General features: G+C 26.2%; 9 protein-coding genes and 1 other annotated feature. Of the genes, 5 read left to right on the top strand and 4 right to left on the bottom strand.

Annotated elements, in window-relative coordinates; all coding sequences use genetic code 4:
- Positions 1 to 132: 132 nt before the first annotated feature.
- The 4 genes from ACD762_RS01085 to ACD762_RS01070 are packed head-to-tail and all read left to right on the top strand — an operon-like array spanning position 133 to position 3,769.
- Complete coding sequence (locus ACD762_RS01085) at positions 133 to 1,041, top strand: ABC transporter substrate-binding protein (RefSeq protein WP_423363981.1); 909 nt, start codon at positions 133 to 135, stop codon at positions 1,039 to 1,041.
- A complete protein-coding gene (locus tag ACD762_RS01080; RefSeq protein ID WP_423363979.1) occupies positions 1,034 to 2,026 on the top strand; it encodes a FecCD family ABC transporter permease in 993 nt (330 codons plus the stop codon). The genes ACD762_RS01085 and ACD762_RS01080 overlap by 8 nt, the downstream gene beginning before the upstream one ends.
- Positions 2,013 to 3,005, top strand: coding sequence for a FecCD family ABC transporter permease (locus ACD762_RS01075; RefSeq protein ID WP_423363977.1), 993 nt, complete (start codon positions 2,013 to 2,015; stop codon positions 3,003 to 3,005). Before ACD762_RS01080 ends, ACD762_RS01075 begins: the two co-directional genes overlap by 14 nt.
- Positions 2,996 to 3,769 carry an ABC transporter ATP-binding protein gene (locus ACD762_RS01070; protein WP_423363975.1) on the top strand — a complete coding sequence of 258 codons (774 nt, stop codon included), beginning with the start codon at positions 2,996 to 2,998 and terminating at the stop codon, positions 3,767 to 3,769. The genes ACD762_RS01075 and ACD762_RS01070 overlap by 10 nt, the downstream gene beginning before the upstream one ends.
- A gap of 129 nt (positions 3,770 to 3,898) precedes the next feature.
- Here ACD762_RS01070 and ACD762_RS01065 read toward each other — a convergent pair whose 3' ends face one another.
- The 4 genes from ACD762_RS01065 to ACD762_RS01050 all read right to left on the bottom strand — a co-directional run bounded on the left by ACD762_RS01065 (position 3,899) and on the right by ACD762_RS01050 (position 16,279).
- Positions 3,899 to 10,933, bottom strand: coding sequence for an immunoglobulin-like domain-containing protein (locus ACD762_RS01065; RefSeq protein ID WP_423363973.1), 7,035 nt, complete (start codon positions 10,931 to 10,933; stop codon positions 3,899 to 3,901).
- A 561-nt stretch (positions 10,934 to 11,494) separates the two neighbouring features.
- A complete protein-coding gene (locus tag ACD762_RS01060) occupies positions 11,495 to 12,889 on the bottom strand; it encodes a S41 family peptidase (protein WP_423363971.1) in 1,395 nt (464 codons plus the stop codon).
- Positions 12,889 to 14,472 carry a methionine--tRNA ligase gene (gene metG / locus ACD762_RS01055; protein ID WP_423363969.1) on the bottom strand — a complete coding sequence of 528 codons (1,584 nt, stop codon included), beginning with the start codon at positions 14,470 to 14,472 and terminating at the stop codon, positions 12,889 to 12,891. Before metG ends, ACD762_RS01060 begins: the two co-directional genes overlap by 1 nt.
- A gap of 40 nt (positions 14,473 to 14,512) precedes the next feature.
- Positions 14,513 to 14,750: a binding site (T-box leader), on the bottom strand.
- A 644-nt stretch (positions 14,751 to 15,394) separates the two neighbouring features.
- A complete protein-coding gene (locus ACD762_RS01050; RefSeq protein ID WP_423363967.1) occupies positions 15,395 to 16,279 on the bottom strand; it encodes an alpha/beta fold hydrolase in 885 nt (294 codons plus the stop codon).
- Between the two features lie 99 nt (positions 16,280 to 16,378).
- Between ACD762_RS01050 and ACD762_RS01045 the strand changes: the two genes are divergently transcribed.
- Complete coding sequence (locus tag ACD762_RS01045) at positions 16,379 to 17,314, top strand: hypothetical protein (RefSeq protein WP_423363966.1); 936 nt, start codon at positions 16,379 to 16,381, stop codon at positions 17,312 to 17,314.
- Positions 17,315 to 17,420: the final 106 nt, after the last annotated feature.

The raw sequence follows: 17,420 nt of genomic DNA, 5'->3' as shown, positions 1-17,420 counted from the left end.
TAAATTAAGTGTAAAAATACATAATTATCATGATTTTATTGCGTATATATATTCTATATGTTAATATCTTATCACCGGTTAGATTAAACTAATTGAATACATTAGATACATAGTATAGAGAAAGAGGTATATATGAAAAAAATATTTTCACTAGCATTTGTTTGCTTAATGCTAGTTTTAACTGGATGTTCAACAACATCAGATCAAACGACAAAAACAGTGAGTACTGTTAAAGGAGATGTAGAGATTCCATCAAATCCTAAAAGAGTAATTGCTGATTATTTTGTAGGTGATCTTTTAGCTTTAGGTGTTACTCCTATTGCATCTACTTATATATATGAGGGAGCAGTCTTTGAAGATAAATTAAAAGATACTCCATCTATTAATGGTAGTGATGCTTATGGAGAATATAATTTAGAAACTATTGCATCTTTAAAACCCGATTTAATAATAACTTATTCAGAAGCTGATTATGATAATTTAAGTAAGATTGCACCTACACTTTTAATTGATTATTTAAATATTACAACACAAGAACGAATTACTTGGACTGCAGATGTTTTAAATAAACAAAAAGAAGGAGAAAAGCTTATTAGTGACTTCAATAATGAAGTTGCTACTTATAAACAAAAACTTATTGATTCAAAGGTATATGATAAAACAATTACTCTTATGGAAACATATGTTAAAGAACTATTTGTTTATGGTAATAAACAAGGACGTGGTGGTGATGTTTTATATGATTTATTAGGATTAAAAGCTACTAAAATTGTACAAGATGAAATAATAAATGGTGAACAATATCGTTCAATTTCTTTGGAGGTTATTGATGATTATGCTAGTGACATGATTATGATTGGTAGTTGGCAAGAAGATCCAATGACTCTTGTTGGTAAAAACAAGGTTTGGTTATCTACTGATGCAGTAAAAAATAATAAAGTTATCACTTATGATTCAAGTGCCTATATTTATCAGGATATTCAATCAACTACTAAACAGTTGAAAGATATCACTAATAGTATTTTAGCTTTATATGAGTAAAATGAAAAAATGGATGATAATTGGTGTTCTAGCTTTACCAATTATCATCTTCTTTTCTTTGAAATTTGGAGCAGCTAATACTTCATGGTCTACTTATTTAAATATTTTAGGTGGCTTTATTAATAAAGGAAACTCATATGAGATTATCATTAATATGCGCTTGCCTAGAATACTTGCAACTGGTATTGTCGGTGCAAGCTTTGCAGTTGCAGGTGCTGCAATGCAAGGTTTAACTAGAAATAAACTTGCAGATGCAAGTATCTTAGGAATTAACTCCGGTGCATCATTTATGCTAGCAATATGTTTTGCTTTAATAAGTCGTAATAACTTTATTATAACAATTATTATGTCTTTTATTGGAGCTGCCTTAGGTTTATTTTTGACATTGAGCTTTTCAACTAATAAATATAGTTCTAACTCAAAAAATTTATTATTAGCTGGAGTTGCTGTATCACTATTCTTCACATCTTTAAGTCAATTTGTTGCAATATATTTTAATATAGGACAAGAACTTACATTTTGGAATGTAGGAGGTAATGCTAATATAGGATATAGTGAACTAATGCTAAGTTTTATTGCTTTTGTTATTGGAATACTTATATTATTCTCTTTAGCAAAAAAACTAACACTATTATCAATAAGTGATGAAGTGGCTACTAGTTTAGGAGTAAATGTTAATAAGACTAAATTTCTAATTTGCATTGGAGCATTACTACTTGCAGGTATGTCCGTAAGTATAGTTGGTAGCATAAGTTTTGTAGGTCTTATAGTACCATATGCTGTATCTAGATTAATAAAGAAAGAAGAATACCAATACATTTTGCCACTATCATGCATTTATGGAGCTAATTTCTTAATAATTATCGATTTGATTGCTAGAAACATTCAACCACCTTATGAAACTCCTTTAGGTATTATCATGTCCATTATTGGAGTTCCTACATTTTTATTTATGGAAAGGAAAATGTACTATGCAAATAAGTAAAAAAAATAAAGTTATTACATTAAGCCTTATCTTAATTGTTGTAACAATAATATCACTATTCATAGGGCAAGGAAACATTAATGTCACAAAGCTTATTAGTGGTGATACTACAAGTAATTTTATATTCTTTCAACTAAGGTTACCTCGTATTATTTGTGCAATACTAATAGGAGTTGGTTTATCAATTGCAGGACTACTACTTCAAACAACTTTAAATAATGATTTAGCTGATTCTAGTATTATTGGTATTAATTCTGGTATCTCATTTTTTGTATTATTATATATAATGTTAAACAATAGTACTAACTTCTTAAGTATTCTAGGAATGCCTTTAGTAGGCATAATAGGTGCTTTAATAAGTATATTTATCTTATTTATCCTAGTTTATGATAAAGATAATGGTATTAATTCAATTCGTATGTGTATTTGTGGAATAGCATTGAACATAGGTTTTCAAGGATTAATTCTCTTTTTTTCAACACAGTTAGACAAACAAAAATTTGCCTATGTACAGCTTTGGAATGCAGGTATTATTACTGGTAATAATTATTTCAAGATTACAATACTTTTTATAGTTATAAGTTTAATAGTAATTTATATTATTAAACATCTAAATGAACTGAACATTTTTATTCTCGGAAAAGAAAGTGCAACTACATTAGGTTTAAACTATCAAAAAATGAGTATTATATTCATATTATTATCTTGTATTTTAAGCGCTTTTGCAATTTCATTTGGAGGATCAATTCCTTTTGTAGGATTACTTGCACCACATATTGCTAAAAAATTAATTGGTAATAATTACAAATACACCTTAGTATGTACCATGTTAATAGGTGCTGCATTAGTTTTAGTTGCAGATGCTTTAGCAAAAATACTAATTAGTAGTACTGAAATACCTACAGGTATTATTATGTCAATAATTGGTGTTCCATATTTTATATACTTATTAAGAAAGGAAAATAGTCAATGAATATAATAGAAGCAAACAATTTAAGCATTAATTATGGTAGTAAAAATATTATTAAAGAACAAAATATTTCTATTCAAGAAAATAAAATTACCGTAATCCTAGGACCTAATGGTTGTGGAAAATCTACTCTATTAAAAAGTATCGCTAGAATTATCCCTATTAACGAAGGTAAGATATATTTAGATAGTCTAGATATGAAAACACAAGATAGTATTGAAATAGCTAAGAAATTAGGCTTTCTTCCACAAATATTAAATAGTCTTGATGGATTGAGTGTAGAAGAATTAGTTAGTTATGGTAGATACCCTCATCAAAAAACAGCTTCTAAATCAGAAAATAGAAAAGCAGTTGCACAAGCTATGAGACTGACAAAGACAAATGAACTTGCTTCAACTAATATCAATAGTTTGTCTGGTGGCCAAAAACAAAGAGTTTGGATTGCCATGGTATTAGCAGCCCAAACTAAAGTAGTACTACTAGATGAACCAACTACTTATCTAGATATTGGATATCAAATTGAAGTTTTAGAGCTTTTAAAATCACTTAATAATAATAACAAGCAAACTATTGTTATGGTCTTACATGACATTAATCATGCTGCTAGATATGCTGATTGGATAATCACTTTAAAAGATGGAAAAGTTTTTAAAGAAGGGACTCCTAAAGATATAATTACCGTTGAAAATATCAAGCACTTATATAATGTAGATTCACAAATAATAATCGATTCTAAGCATGATTGTCCAGTTTGTATATCTTTTGATTTATAAACTTATAATAAAAACAGTAATACATGATTTAAATGTCATGTATTACTGTTTTTTCTATTTCATAGTTTACCATCTACATATTAGATATATTGAAAAAGAGTATTATATACACTTTCAATTACAATAATTCTAATATCTATTTCTTTTTTGTTTAAAAGCTAATAAAGCTACAAATAGTAAAAATAATACCACTATTTGAACAATAGTTTTAGTTCCACTTTTTGGTAAATTTGATTTAGTTGTTTCTGCAGTACTTGCTTTTGTTTTAGGATTTTTAACATTACTATTTTTATCATTACCAGTAGTACTATTATTAATAATTACATTAATAGTAATTTTTGGATTTATTGATAATGTTATTTGGTAAGTTCCTGGCTTATTCATTATATTATTACTTATTATTTTAACTGCAGGATTTTTAATCCACTCTAATTTACTAATATCATAAACTCTAACTTTAGATAACTTTAATAGATTATCGATACTTAAATCTAAATTGTCACTATTTATTTCAAAGCTATAAGCATTAATAATTAAATTATTATCTTTAACATAAGCTGAATCTTTAACTAGAATAACTTTAGTGAATACCGTTTCATTTAAATCACTGTCTATAACTTTGTATTGTACATTATAAACACCAGCAATTTTAGTATTAAGATCACTTTTGTAAGTAACTTTATCATTACTAATAATTCCATCTTCTTTATCACTTACTTTTAAATTTTTCAGATAACTATACTTACTATTTAAAGAAACTTCTTGGTAATTTTCTGTTACAATCTTAGCAGGCTTTCCTTTATCTACAGATTGATTATCTACAGTAACATCTGCTTTTATGATAACTTGTTCACTACCAATAGCTACTTTAATATCATAAGTTCCTGTTTGATTATTAAAACTAGATTTATCTACAACTACTTGATCACTTACTTCTTTATTAGTTTTTTTATCATATACTTTAAGATTACTTTTACTAATAATATTTTGATCATTTAAATCTTTACTATCTAGATCTATATTATTAGCTACTATTATGTAATCAGTTCCCACAGTAACATTCTCACCTTTTACTACTACTAGTTGTTCACTATCTACTTTATTACCATCTTTATCTACTGTAGTATAAGTAACTGGATATACTCCTGGCTTAGTTGTATCAACACTTCCAGTTATTGTTGCTTTAATAGTTCCATCTTCTTTATCACTTACTTCTACATCACTTAAAGTATCATTAGCATTTATTTCTAAGATAGCTGGAATATCTACTATAGGTGCTTCACCTACTTTAACATCCGCTTTTATGATAACTTGTTCACTACCAATAGCTACTTTAATATCATAAGTTCCTGTTTGATTATTAAAACTAGATTTATCTATAACTACTTGATCACTTACTTCTTTATTAGTTTTTTTATCATATACTTTAAGATTACTTTTACTAATAATATTTTGATCATTTAAATCTTTACTATCTAGATCTATATTATTAGCTACTATTATGTAATCAGTTCCCACAGTGATATTCTCACCTTTTACTACTACTAGTTGTTCACTATCAACTTTATTACCATCTTTATCTACTGTAGTATAAGTAACTGGATATACTCCTGCTTTAGTTGTATCGACACTTCCAGTTATTGTTGCTTTGATAGTTCCATCTTCTTTATCACTTACTTCTACATCACTTAAAGTATCATTAGCATTTATTTCTAAGATAGCTGGAATATCTACTATAGGTGCTTCACCTACTTTAACATCCGCTTTTATGATAACTTGTTCACTACCAATAGCTACTTTAATATCATAAGTTCCTGTTTGATTATTAAAACTAGATTTATCTACAACTACTTGATCACTTACTTCTTTATTAGTTTTTTTATCATATACTTTAAGATTACTTTTACTAATAATATTTTGATCATTTAAATCTTTACTATCTAGATCTATATTATTAGCTACTATTATGTAATCAGTTCCCACAGTGACATTCTCACCTTTTACTACTACTAGTTGTTCACTATCAACTTTATTACCATCTTTATCTACTGTAGTATAAGTAACTGGATATACTCCTGGTTTAGTTGTATCAACATTTCCAGTTATTGTTGCTTTGATAGTTCCATCTTCTTTATCACTTACTTCTACATCACTTAAAGTATCATTAGCATTTATTTCTAAGATAGCTGGAATATCTACTATAGGTGCTTCACCTACTTTAACATCCGCTTTTATGATAACTTGTTCACTACCAATAGCTACTTTAATATCATAAGTTCCTGTTTGATTATTAAAACTAGATTTATCTATAACTACTTGATCGCTTACTTCTTTATTAGTTTTTTTATCATATACTTTAAGATTACTTTTACTAATAATATTTTGATCATTTAAATCTTTACTATCTAGATCTATATTATTAGCTACTATTATGTAATCAGTTCCCACAGTGATATTCTCACCTTTTACTACTACTAGTTGTTCACTATCAACTTTATTACCATCTTTATCTACTGTAGTATAAGTAACTGGATATACTCCTGGTTTAGTTGTATCAACACTTCCAGTTATTGTTGCTTTGATAGTTCCATCTTCTTTATCACTTACTTCTACATCACTTAAAGTATCATTAGCATTTATTTCTAAGATAGCTGGAATATCTACTATAGGTGCTTCACCTACTTTAACATCTGCTTTTATGATAACTTGTTCACTACCAATAGCTACTTTAATATCATAAGTTCCTGTTTGATTATTAAAACTAGATTTATCTATAACTACTTGATCACTTACTTCTTTATTAGTTTTTTTATCATATACTTTAAGATTACTTTTACTAATAATATTTTGATCATTTAAATCTTTACTATCTAGATCTATATTATTAGCTACTATTATGTAATCAGTTCCCACAGTAACATTCTCACCTTTTACTACTACTAGTTGTTCACTATCTACTTTATTACCATCTTTATCTACTGTAGTATAAGTAACTGGATATACTCCTGGCTTAGTTGTGTCAACACTTCCAGTTATTGTTGCTTTGATAGTTCCATCTTCTTTATCACTAACACTTAAGTTTGATGTGTTATCAAATTTATCATTTAGATTCAATTCTGTTAGTTGTGGAATGTTAATAGTTGGTAACTCTCCAGTTTCTACATTTGCTGTTATTTCTTTTGTTGTTTGATCATCTAAAGTAAAAGCTATTTTATATGATCCTACTTTCGTATTATAGTCATTTACATTAACAGAAACTGCATCTTTTGTTTCTATCCCTGTTTTTTTATCGTATACTACTAAATTTGCAGCTTTTTTTATCGCAAGTATGTTAGTATCAACCTGTGATGGTCTTAAGTTAAAATCTTGTGCTGATATTATGTAATCAGTACCAATATTTATTTTGTCATCTTTTACAACTACTACCTGTTTATTATTAATGACATTTAAATCACTATCTTTAACTTCATAATCTAAAACATATACTCCTGGTTTAGTTGTATCGACACTACCTGTTATAGTTGGTTTGATACTTCCATCCTCTTTATCATTTATGATTACATTTGTATTATTATCAAAACTATCATTTACATTTATTTGTGTAAACTCTGGGATAGTAACTTCTGGTATTTCTTTTGGATCTACTGTAGCATTGATTTTCAGTATATTTGTAGATTCTATTGGCAGATATATTCCTAATTCATAACTTCCAGGTGATTGATTATATCCATTTAAAAGTATTTCTATCCTATTATTGATTGCTTCACCTGTTTGCTTATTATAGGCTTTGATCTTGGCAGTTTTTATTACATCTTTTCCATCAAGCGAAAAATCTTTCATTCTAACTGTAAAATCATTCGCTTTTAAAATATAGTTATCACCTACAGAGATACTTTTATCTTTAACGACGATAATTTGTGTAAATTCTACTCTATTATTTTCTTTATCAGTTGCACTATAATATGCTTTGTATACACCTGGTACATTTGTATCTATTTTATTGCTCATCTTAGCTGGAATTTCACCATCTTCTTGGTCTTTTGCATTTACTTCATTTAATGTCTCACCTTTATTTATTTCAATATATTTAGGTATTGTAAATTGTGGCATTGCATTATCTTCTACTTTTACATTAGTTATTAAAGTAGTTGTCGGTTCTTTTTCAACAGATATATTTAATGGATATTCTTTTACTTCATTGCTTAAACTAGTGGCATCTACTACTGTTTTCTCATTTAATATACTACCTGTTTTCTTATCATATACTTTAGCTTCTGTATTATTAAGTATATCTTGTTCATTCCAATTAGCCTTATTTTTTGTTGTTGTTTTGTTTGCTGTTAGTATGTAATCATTTCCAACTTCTAGATTAGTATCTTTAACTACTACTACTTTTGTAACACTTACTTTATTTGTATCAGTATCTGTTACTTCATAGTTTAATTTATATACACCAGCTTTTGTAGTATCTACTTGACTCTTTACATTGTCTTCACTAACTTTTATGGCACCATCTTCTTTATCAGTTATTTCTACATCAGCAAGAGGATCAAATTTATCATTTAGATTCACTTCTTGATATAAAGCTGTTTTTATTTCTGGTAAAGTACCTATATCTATGTTAATAATAATACTTATCTTAGTAGTTTTATCTTTAGTTACTAAAGCTTCTATTTCGTATTTATTTTCTTTTTGATTAAATCCTTTAAGATTTATTTCTAATGGTGTTGTTTCCACTACACCTGTTTGCTTATTATATACTTGAATATTGGCATTTTTAATTATCATGTCATTTTCAATGTCTGAATCTCTAGCAAGTATTGTGAAATCATTTGCACTTATAATATATTCATTTCCTATGCTAATTGTATTATCTTTTACAACTATTACTTGATTAGCACTTACTTTGTTTCCATCACTATCAGTTGCAGAGTATATTACTGGATACACTCCAACTTTTGTTGTATCGATTGTTGTATCTATTTTTGCATTTATTTCTTTATCTTCATTATCTATAGCCTTTATTTTTGGTAGTTTATCATTTACATTTAATTGTAAAAATTTATCTAATTCTAAATATGGTGACTTTTTTTGATCTATTGTTACATAAACAGTTGTTTTAATTTTAGGGTTATCTTTTAAAGATACATCTACTGAATAAGTCTTTTCTTCTTCTTTAAGATTTGTTCTATCTACTACAAATTCTTTTGATAATACTTCTGCAGTATTTTTATTATATACTTTAATATCAATGTTTTTTAGTATGTCTTTATCGCTACTTTTAGCAATACTTGTTGTAATGTTAGGGTTGTTTACTACATAGATTTCATCATTATCTATAATAATTGAATCATCTTTTACTACTACGACTTGTGTTGCAAAGCCTTTGTTTTGATCTTTATCTAGCACTTCATAATCTAGTTTATAAACTCCTGCTATTGTAGTGTTCACAGTTCCGATAACAACTACATCATTAACATTCAATGAACCATCTTCTTGATCATCTACTTGAACATTTTCTAAAGGATTAAATTTACTTCCAATAGTTATTTCAGTGTATTCAGCAACTTTTATTGTTGGTGGATTTTTAGGATCTACTGTAATATTAAATTTTATTTGACTAGTTTTATCATTCTCTACATAAGCATTAACTTCATACTTTCCTGCTATTGCAGCATAATCATTAATATTTATGCCTACTTTTTCTTTACTTATCGTTCCATCAAGTTTATTAAATACTTGAATGTTAGCACTTTTAATTATCGCATCAATATCAGTATTAACATCATTTATATCAACAGTATAATCATTAGCCTTTATAATATAATTATTCCCTGAATTAATTTCATTATTTTTAACAACTGCTATTTGATTAGCCTCTACTTCATTACCATCTTTATCACTAGCTTTGTATACTAAATTATAGATTCCAGGTTTATTAATATCAATATCATTTGCTAAGTCTGCTTTTATATCTCCATCTTCTTGATCTTGAGCATAAACATCTTTAAGTGTTTCTCCCATATTAATCTCTAAGAATCTTGATACATTTAGTTTAGGACTTTGTTTATTACTAACAATCATGTTTATCGTTGTTTTAGTTGTAGCTTCTTTATTTAATGATATTTCTATTCCATATGTTCCATTATTCATAGATAAATTATTAGTATTTATACTTAAATCTGCATCTGTTATGTTACCTGTTTTTTTATCATAGACTTTAATTTTTGCTTTATCTATTATTTCTTCATTTGTGGGTAAAGTATCACTGTTATTCATGTTAAATGAATAGGCACTTAATACAAAGTTTTCGCCTTCAATTATAGAATCATCTTTTACTAAGACAACTCTATTTACTGTAACTGTATTACTATCTTTATCTGTATAACTATATTCTAAAGGATACAATCCTGCTTGTTCTGTGTTTACACTGCCTTTTATAGTTGGCTTTAATGAATCTAGAGTATATTCATCTTCTTCATCTTTTACTACTACATCTTTTAATGTATCAAAACTTTCATGTATATTTATTTTAGTATATTCTTCTAAAGTAAGCTTTGGTAATTCGCCTTTATCTGTTGTTACTTTTACTTTATTTGAAATACTTCTATCTCTAGATGTAGTAAATGTTATATATGAATCTCCATATACATCTTTATATTCTTTTCTATCAACACTAAGCGTATTTTCAATTATTTTACCTGTCTTATTTTCAAAAACTGTTGCTTTGGCATTTCTTACAATACTAGTATTACTTTGTTTAAACATACTCTTAGCTTGAGTATAACTTTTTGCATATATAGAATAATCTTTTCCCATTACTAATTCACTACTTGTAATAGTTAATAATTGTTCTGCAATTACTTGATTACCATCTTTATCAATGGCATAGTAAACTATTGGAATAATATTTGCGACACTAGTATCTATATTATTTGTAAGTTTAGCTTCTATATCTCCATCTTCTTTATCTTTAGCTTTGTATACTGGTAAGCTATCATTAACCTTAATTGTTAAAGTTTTAGGAATTGTTAATACTGGTTTTTCTTTACTTATTTCTGTTGTATTTACTGCTAATATTTTAGTCCCTATATTATTTCTTAGTATTACTAAAATAGCTATTATGCTTATACATAAGATATATTTTACTTTTATTATTTTCATACTGTTCTCCCATCTTCTATATGTACTGTATTTATCAAATATAAGTTTAATTGTATACAATTAGTATACTTTTGATTTATATATTTATAAATATAACAATTAAAAAATGATAAAACAATAGTATAAATACAACTAGTATTTATTAATTATTCTCATTAATTATGCTAATTTGTATAATTAATTTTATTTTGGAATTAATATGATATCTTTTATTATTAATATATTAATTATGTGATTATTAATCTTTTTTATCTTTAATAAATTTGAGTAATAAGCGACTTTTAATAGCTAAAAAGATTAAAGTTATTTTAGTATTTATAATTTGTTATTAAGAATTTCATATTAACTTTCTAACAATCTTTTTATTATAAAACGAACTTTAATAGATTTTATTAATTTAGGGTTTTTATTTAAAGAAATACTTATAAATATAATAGCTTTTATAAAACCTTATGGTATAAAGGCTATTTTTTGGGTTAATTAACACTTTATCTGTATAAAAAAAAGACTTTTATTCATCAAAGTATTATATGTACTTTTTATGAACTAAGTCTTGTTTTTTTATTTTATTACTTCTTGTAGTACTTTATCATTAGCTATATCATTTATTTCTACAAAGATAGTTTCTACTATTTTAGCTTGCACTACTATACTTAAATCCTTTTCTTTGCTTAAATTATATTTATTTTTTAATTTCTCAACAGCTTTTTTTGTATCATTTGAATAATAGCCATCTTCTCTTTTACAATCATATCCTAAAGCTTTTAATGCTTTTTGATATGAAATAAGATTTCCATTTACAGTATCATTTTTTAAATCTTTTTCAAAGCTATATGAATAATTTGTTGCTTCAAATACGGCACCTTTAGATACTTTATTTGTCGGCTCTATTCCTTTTTTATTTATAGAGTTTCCTTTGGGTGTAAGCCATTCAGCACTTGTATATTTCAAATATGCCTTATCTGAATATTCAAAGAAATTCTGCATTATTCCTTTTCCAAATGTTGTTTCTCCATAAATAGGTATATTAAGATTTTCGTTCATTGCTGCAGTAAATGCTTCTGCAGCACTTGCGGTATTATTATTTACTAATAATAATATTTTATCGTTTTCATAATAGGCCTTTTCTGTTGTTTTATATTCAAGTATTTCATTATTTTTATCTTTTGTTTTTAAGATTACTTGATCTTTTTTCAAAAACAAGTCAGCTGTTCGTTCTAATGCATCTAAATAGCCACCTGGATTATTTCTTAAATCTAAAATCAATGTTTTTACATTTTTTGCTTTTAAATAGTCTAGGGCTTTTTTTACTTCTACATCAGTAGTTTTTGAAAACTCATCTATTTTTATATAGCCTTTTTTATTTATTACACTATATTGAACACTTGTATCTAATTCAGCTCTAACAGGACTAACTTTAATCTCTTTATTTGATCTTTTTAATGTAATTTCTACTTTAGTACCCGCTTGACCAACTACTAGTGCTTTAATATCTTCACTTTTCATCTTGCTTATATCTTTGTTGTCTATTTTTTCTATAACATCACCAACTTTTATCTTTGCTTTTGAAGCTGGTGAATTAGGATATACTTTTGTAACTAAAGGATATTGACCTGCAGTAAAATATTGAATACCTATACCAACATAGGCTGAGTCCATATTTTCAAAATATTCTTCACTTTGATCACTTTCAATATATTGAGAGTAGTGATCATTATCACTATTTGAATTAGTCATTGCATTTGTTGCAGCTTCTAAGACTTCTTTCTCTCCTTGAAAGTAGTACCAATTTTCTTTTAGAATATTATAATTTTCAATAAATCTTGATAAATATTTATCGTTTGTTTTACTTGAAATTAGTACTGTAGGATTGCTTGCAAATTTAACTAAAAGAATACTATAGATTATTACTACTAATACTATTATTGTAATCTTTTTGTTTTTATTCATTTTCATTATTTCATTCCATTACTTAGGTATTCAACCTCTTTAGCTACATCTAGTCTTTGAAAGATTGGATCTAGTTTTGTAACTGTTATTTCATCGGTAATATCAAATTCATATACACTTTCATAACTTCTATTATCTTCTGTAATATTTAATTGATCTAGAATACTTTGACTTCCATCTAATAAGAATGGTTTTAATAATATTCCTACTTGTCTTAATCCTAATGATAAATTAAGTAGTACTGTTTTTAGTTCATCTTTCTTTGCTTCATCTTTTGCTAAAACCCATGGTTGTGTTTCATCAATATATTTATTTAAAGCAGATACATAATCAAATACTACATGTGATGCTTTATCTACATGATATCTATCCATGTGTTGTTCATATTCTTTGATAGTTTCACTTGCTAGTTGTTTTAGTTTTTCATCATATGGTGTACTCATATCTGTTCTTAAAACACTGCCATCAAAGTATTTTTCTATCATTGAAACAGTTCTGTTTAATAGATTTCCTAAGTTATTAGCTAAATCTGTATTTACACAGCTTACAAATAATTCTGGTGTATATGTTCCATCTTGTCCTAAGACTACTTGAGATAAACAATAATGTCTTAAAGCATCTATACCATATCTTTCAGTTAAAGTTTGTGGTGCTACTACATTACCTTTAGATTTAGACATTTTTCCATCTTTCATTATAAGCCATCCATGAGCATATACTTTATCTGGAAGTCTTAAGCCTAATGCCATCAACATTATTGGCCAATAAATGGTATGGAATCTTACAATTTCTTTACCAACAATTTGTAGTATTTCAGTATCTTGTGACCAGTATTTTTCCATTAATGAATCATCTTCACTTAAATAGCCTAATGCTGTAATATAGTTTGCAAGTGCATCTATCCAAACATATATTACATGACTTGGATCTTCTAAGACTGGAATTCCCCAATCAAAAGATGTTCTTGTTACTGATAAATCTTCTAAACCTGGTTCAATAAAGTTTCTTAGCATTTCTGTTTTTCTAGTTTCTGGTTCTATAAAATCTAGATGATTATCATAATATTCTACTAAACGATCTGCATATTTAGACATTTTAAAGAAATATGTTTCTTCTGTCTTATCTTCTACAGGTCTTCCACAATCAGGACAATTTCCATTTTCATCTAATTGTGCTTCTGTCCAAAACGATTCACAAGGAATACAATATTTACCTGAATATTCTCCTTTATAAATATCGCCTTGTTCTAAAAATATTGAAAAGATTTTTTGAACTGCTTCCATATGTCTTGATTCTGTAGTTCTAATAAAATCATCATTACTTATTCTTAAATCTTTCCATAACTGTTTAATACCAGCTACAATATTATTTGTATATTCTATTGGTGTTACATTTGATTCTTCAGCTTTTCTTTGTATCTTTTCTCCATGTTCATCAGTTCCAGTTAGAAAATGAACATCATAACCTCTTTCTCTTTTATAACGGCAAATACAATCTGAAATGATTGTTGTATAAGCATGTCCAATATGTAAATTATCACTTGGATAATATATTGGTGTTGTTAGATAAAACGTTTTTTTAGTTTCCATGTTATCAATACCTTTCTTTCTTATAAAAAAAGAGCACATCGCTAAGGACGAAATGCTCGTGTTACCACCTTAATTTATAGTTTATTTACTAAACTACCTCAATAAGTAAATAAAAATATCTACTTTGCCTTGTAATGTAGGCAACACAGCATAATTTACTTGATTTCAACTATCCAGCTCCAAGTCCATCTTCCTTATAATTATACATGATCTTTCTCAGCCTTTAGATCTCTCTGTAAATAATAAATTATAAGTACTCTACTTTTCATCGCATTTATTTATATAACTAATTTTATCAAATGGTTAAGAGCAAGTCAATTTATAATAATAAATGAATAAGTTATATTATATAATAAACACAAAAAAGAAGCTGCTAAGCAACTTCTAATTCGTATTTTTCAAAAATCCCTCAATTTTTAAAAACTCTCAATTTTAATTTACATTTAATCCCTCAATTAATTATAAATTTCTCATTTTAATTTTAAACTTTAAAAGAATAATATATCTTTTTTAAACAATTCCCTTTGTTATTATTAAAACATTCCCATTATTTTAATAAGTACATTCTCATTTTCGCATTTTTTCTAAAAACATTCCCACATATTTTTAGAAGTTTAAATTCAGTATTAAATTACTTAATACTTTTAAAGAACATCCCTCGTGTTGTTCTTGTATATATAATACCATATACACAAAATTATGCAATAGCTATTTTAATTATTTTTTAACATAAACTAACTATATACTCATTATTAGTAATGTGAATTTATCAATTATCTATTAATTAGTGAAATAAATATTAAATAAGGCTAAATACTTGAATAATTAGTGTTTTATATTAACACTTGAATAATTAACTATTATTTTAAAGTTAGTTTTATTAATATAAGGTTAATATAGTTAATTACTAAATACTTATGTCTTAATTGTGTCCTGAAGTTTCTTTTATAAAGTTAAGAATATCAACATAAACTTCAATATTGTCTTCTTCATTTAATATTTCATGTTTCATTCCATGATAAAAATGATACTCATTGTTAATATTATATTTATCCATTATATCTACTAATTCATAAAGTTGTTTTGTATTATCTGAAAAGGCATCATCTTTACCAGACATAAATAGATAATTACTTTTTTGCATGTTAGCTATGTTGTTTTCATCTATTGCTTTTACTGTTAATTTTAATAAATCATCAATTGCAGAGTTACTAAATGGTATCCCTGAGTCTTCATCTAATATATATTCATTAATATTATCACTATTATATGATATTCTTTCCTTTAAATCACCAAAGACTAGCTTATTTAATTTAGGACTAATTTTTTTAGAACCAAAGATTTTTTTATTTACTAATCCAATTGCTTTTGCACTTCTTATTAAATTAGATGAAGGATTTAAAGTACCTGTTAGGATTACTCCATTAAAACTGATCTTAGTTTCCATCATTAACACTCTTGTAATTAAAGAACCCATTGAATGACCTAAAACATATAGTGGCAACTTTGAATTATGTGAATATGCATATAAGCATACATCCTCTAAGTCATTTACTAACTTTTCATCACCATTACTTTCGGCAATTACGATTTTATCCTTATGTTTTCTTTCTGGACCATGTCCTTTATGATTATATCCATATACTTCAACCTTGCCATTATTTAAGAATTTAGCAAGTTCTTCATATCTATTAATATGTTCACTTGCACCATGGGCAATTATCAATACTGCTCTTGCATCACTAATGTGCCAATTATTAATTGTAATAGTTTCATTATCTCTATTTTTTATTTGTATATTTTTCATTTTTTTCACCTTTAAATTTCAATAATATTTGTGTTATTATAACATATTTGATACTATTATAAGTATATACACTTTTTTAAATCACATGGAGGTTTTTCTATGACTATTATACACATTATTGTTTGTCTTATTGTAATCATTTTATTATATTTAAATATGAAGTCTATGACAGCATCACTAAAACAAAAAAATTATTTCATGCAATATCATCTAGAAGAGAATGAGTTTATTTATAAAACTGCAATGTCATATAAGATGAAGCTGTTAAAAATAAACCGAATTAGCTTTCTTGTTTCGATAGTTGTAGCTATTATCATTTGTATTTTTAGTAAGTATTATTTAATACTTTTATCTTATGTTATTTTATTTTTAGGTGGTAACTTATTTATAAATCAATATATGATTACAAAATATGGAGAACAATTGAAAAGCATGAATACTCTAGATAGTAATCAAGATGAAAAATTTTCTAAATATGGTTTATTATATAATGATGATAATACAAACTCTTTATGGCATAAATATTTAAATAATCGATATGCTTTAAATAAGAATTATACTAATATCAAACAAATGATTGTCGTGTTTGTATTTTCAATACTTATTTTTGTAACTATAGCTGTAACATCAGATTTTAAGATTGGTTTCTTTAATCCTGATCGTCATGTACAAATAAGTACTGAAACAAATGAACCTGTTGAAAGTACTACTCAACCTTTAAATTCAAAACTTAAATACGAAATTACTAAAAACTATGTTGTTTTATCTTATGATGATAAAGTACATAAAGTTAAAAAAACTGATATTAGTAAAATTACTAAGTTAGATAAATTACCTGTAATTACTAGTAACATTGATGGATATCAAAATTCTGGTATAAACGTTGGTAACTTTAATTTACAAGCATATGCTAAGTCTACTCTTGTGCTTGATAGAAATCATCCACCTTATATTATGATTACTAAAAATGATAAAACTGCCGTATTTATAAATTATACAGATGATGACTTTTTCAATAAATTGAAAGAGAAATAGATCTAAGACTAAAATTAAAATAATATAATTTTCTATCATTAAATATGTGCTATTTTATATTAATCAAAATTAGACATTACAATTAAAGCAAAGATTTTCTAAATGA

Origin of the sequence: Mycoplasma sp. P36-A1, assembly GCF_049478495.1 — a bacterium.
Taxonomy (GTDB): Bacteria; Bacillota_I; Bacilli_A; order JAJDGJ01; family JAJDGJ01; genus P36-A1.
Note: the sequence above shows the minus strand (reverse complement) of the source record. Positions and strands in the feature narration are given on the sequence as shown.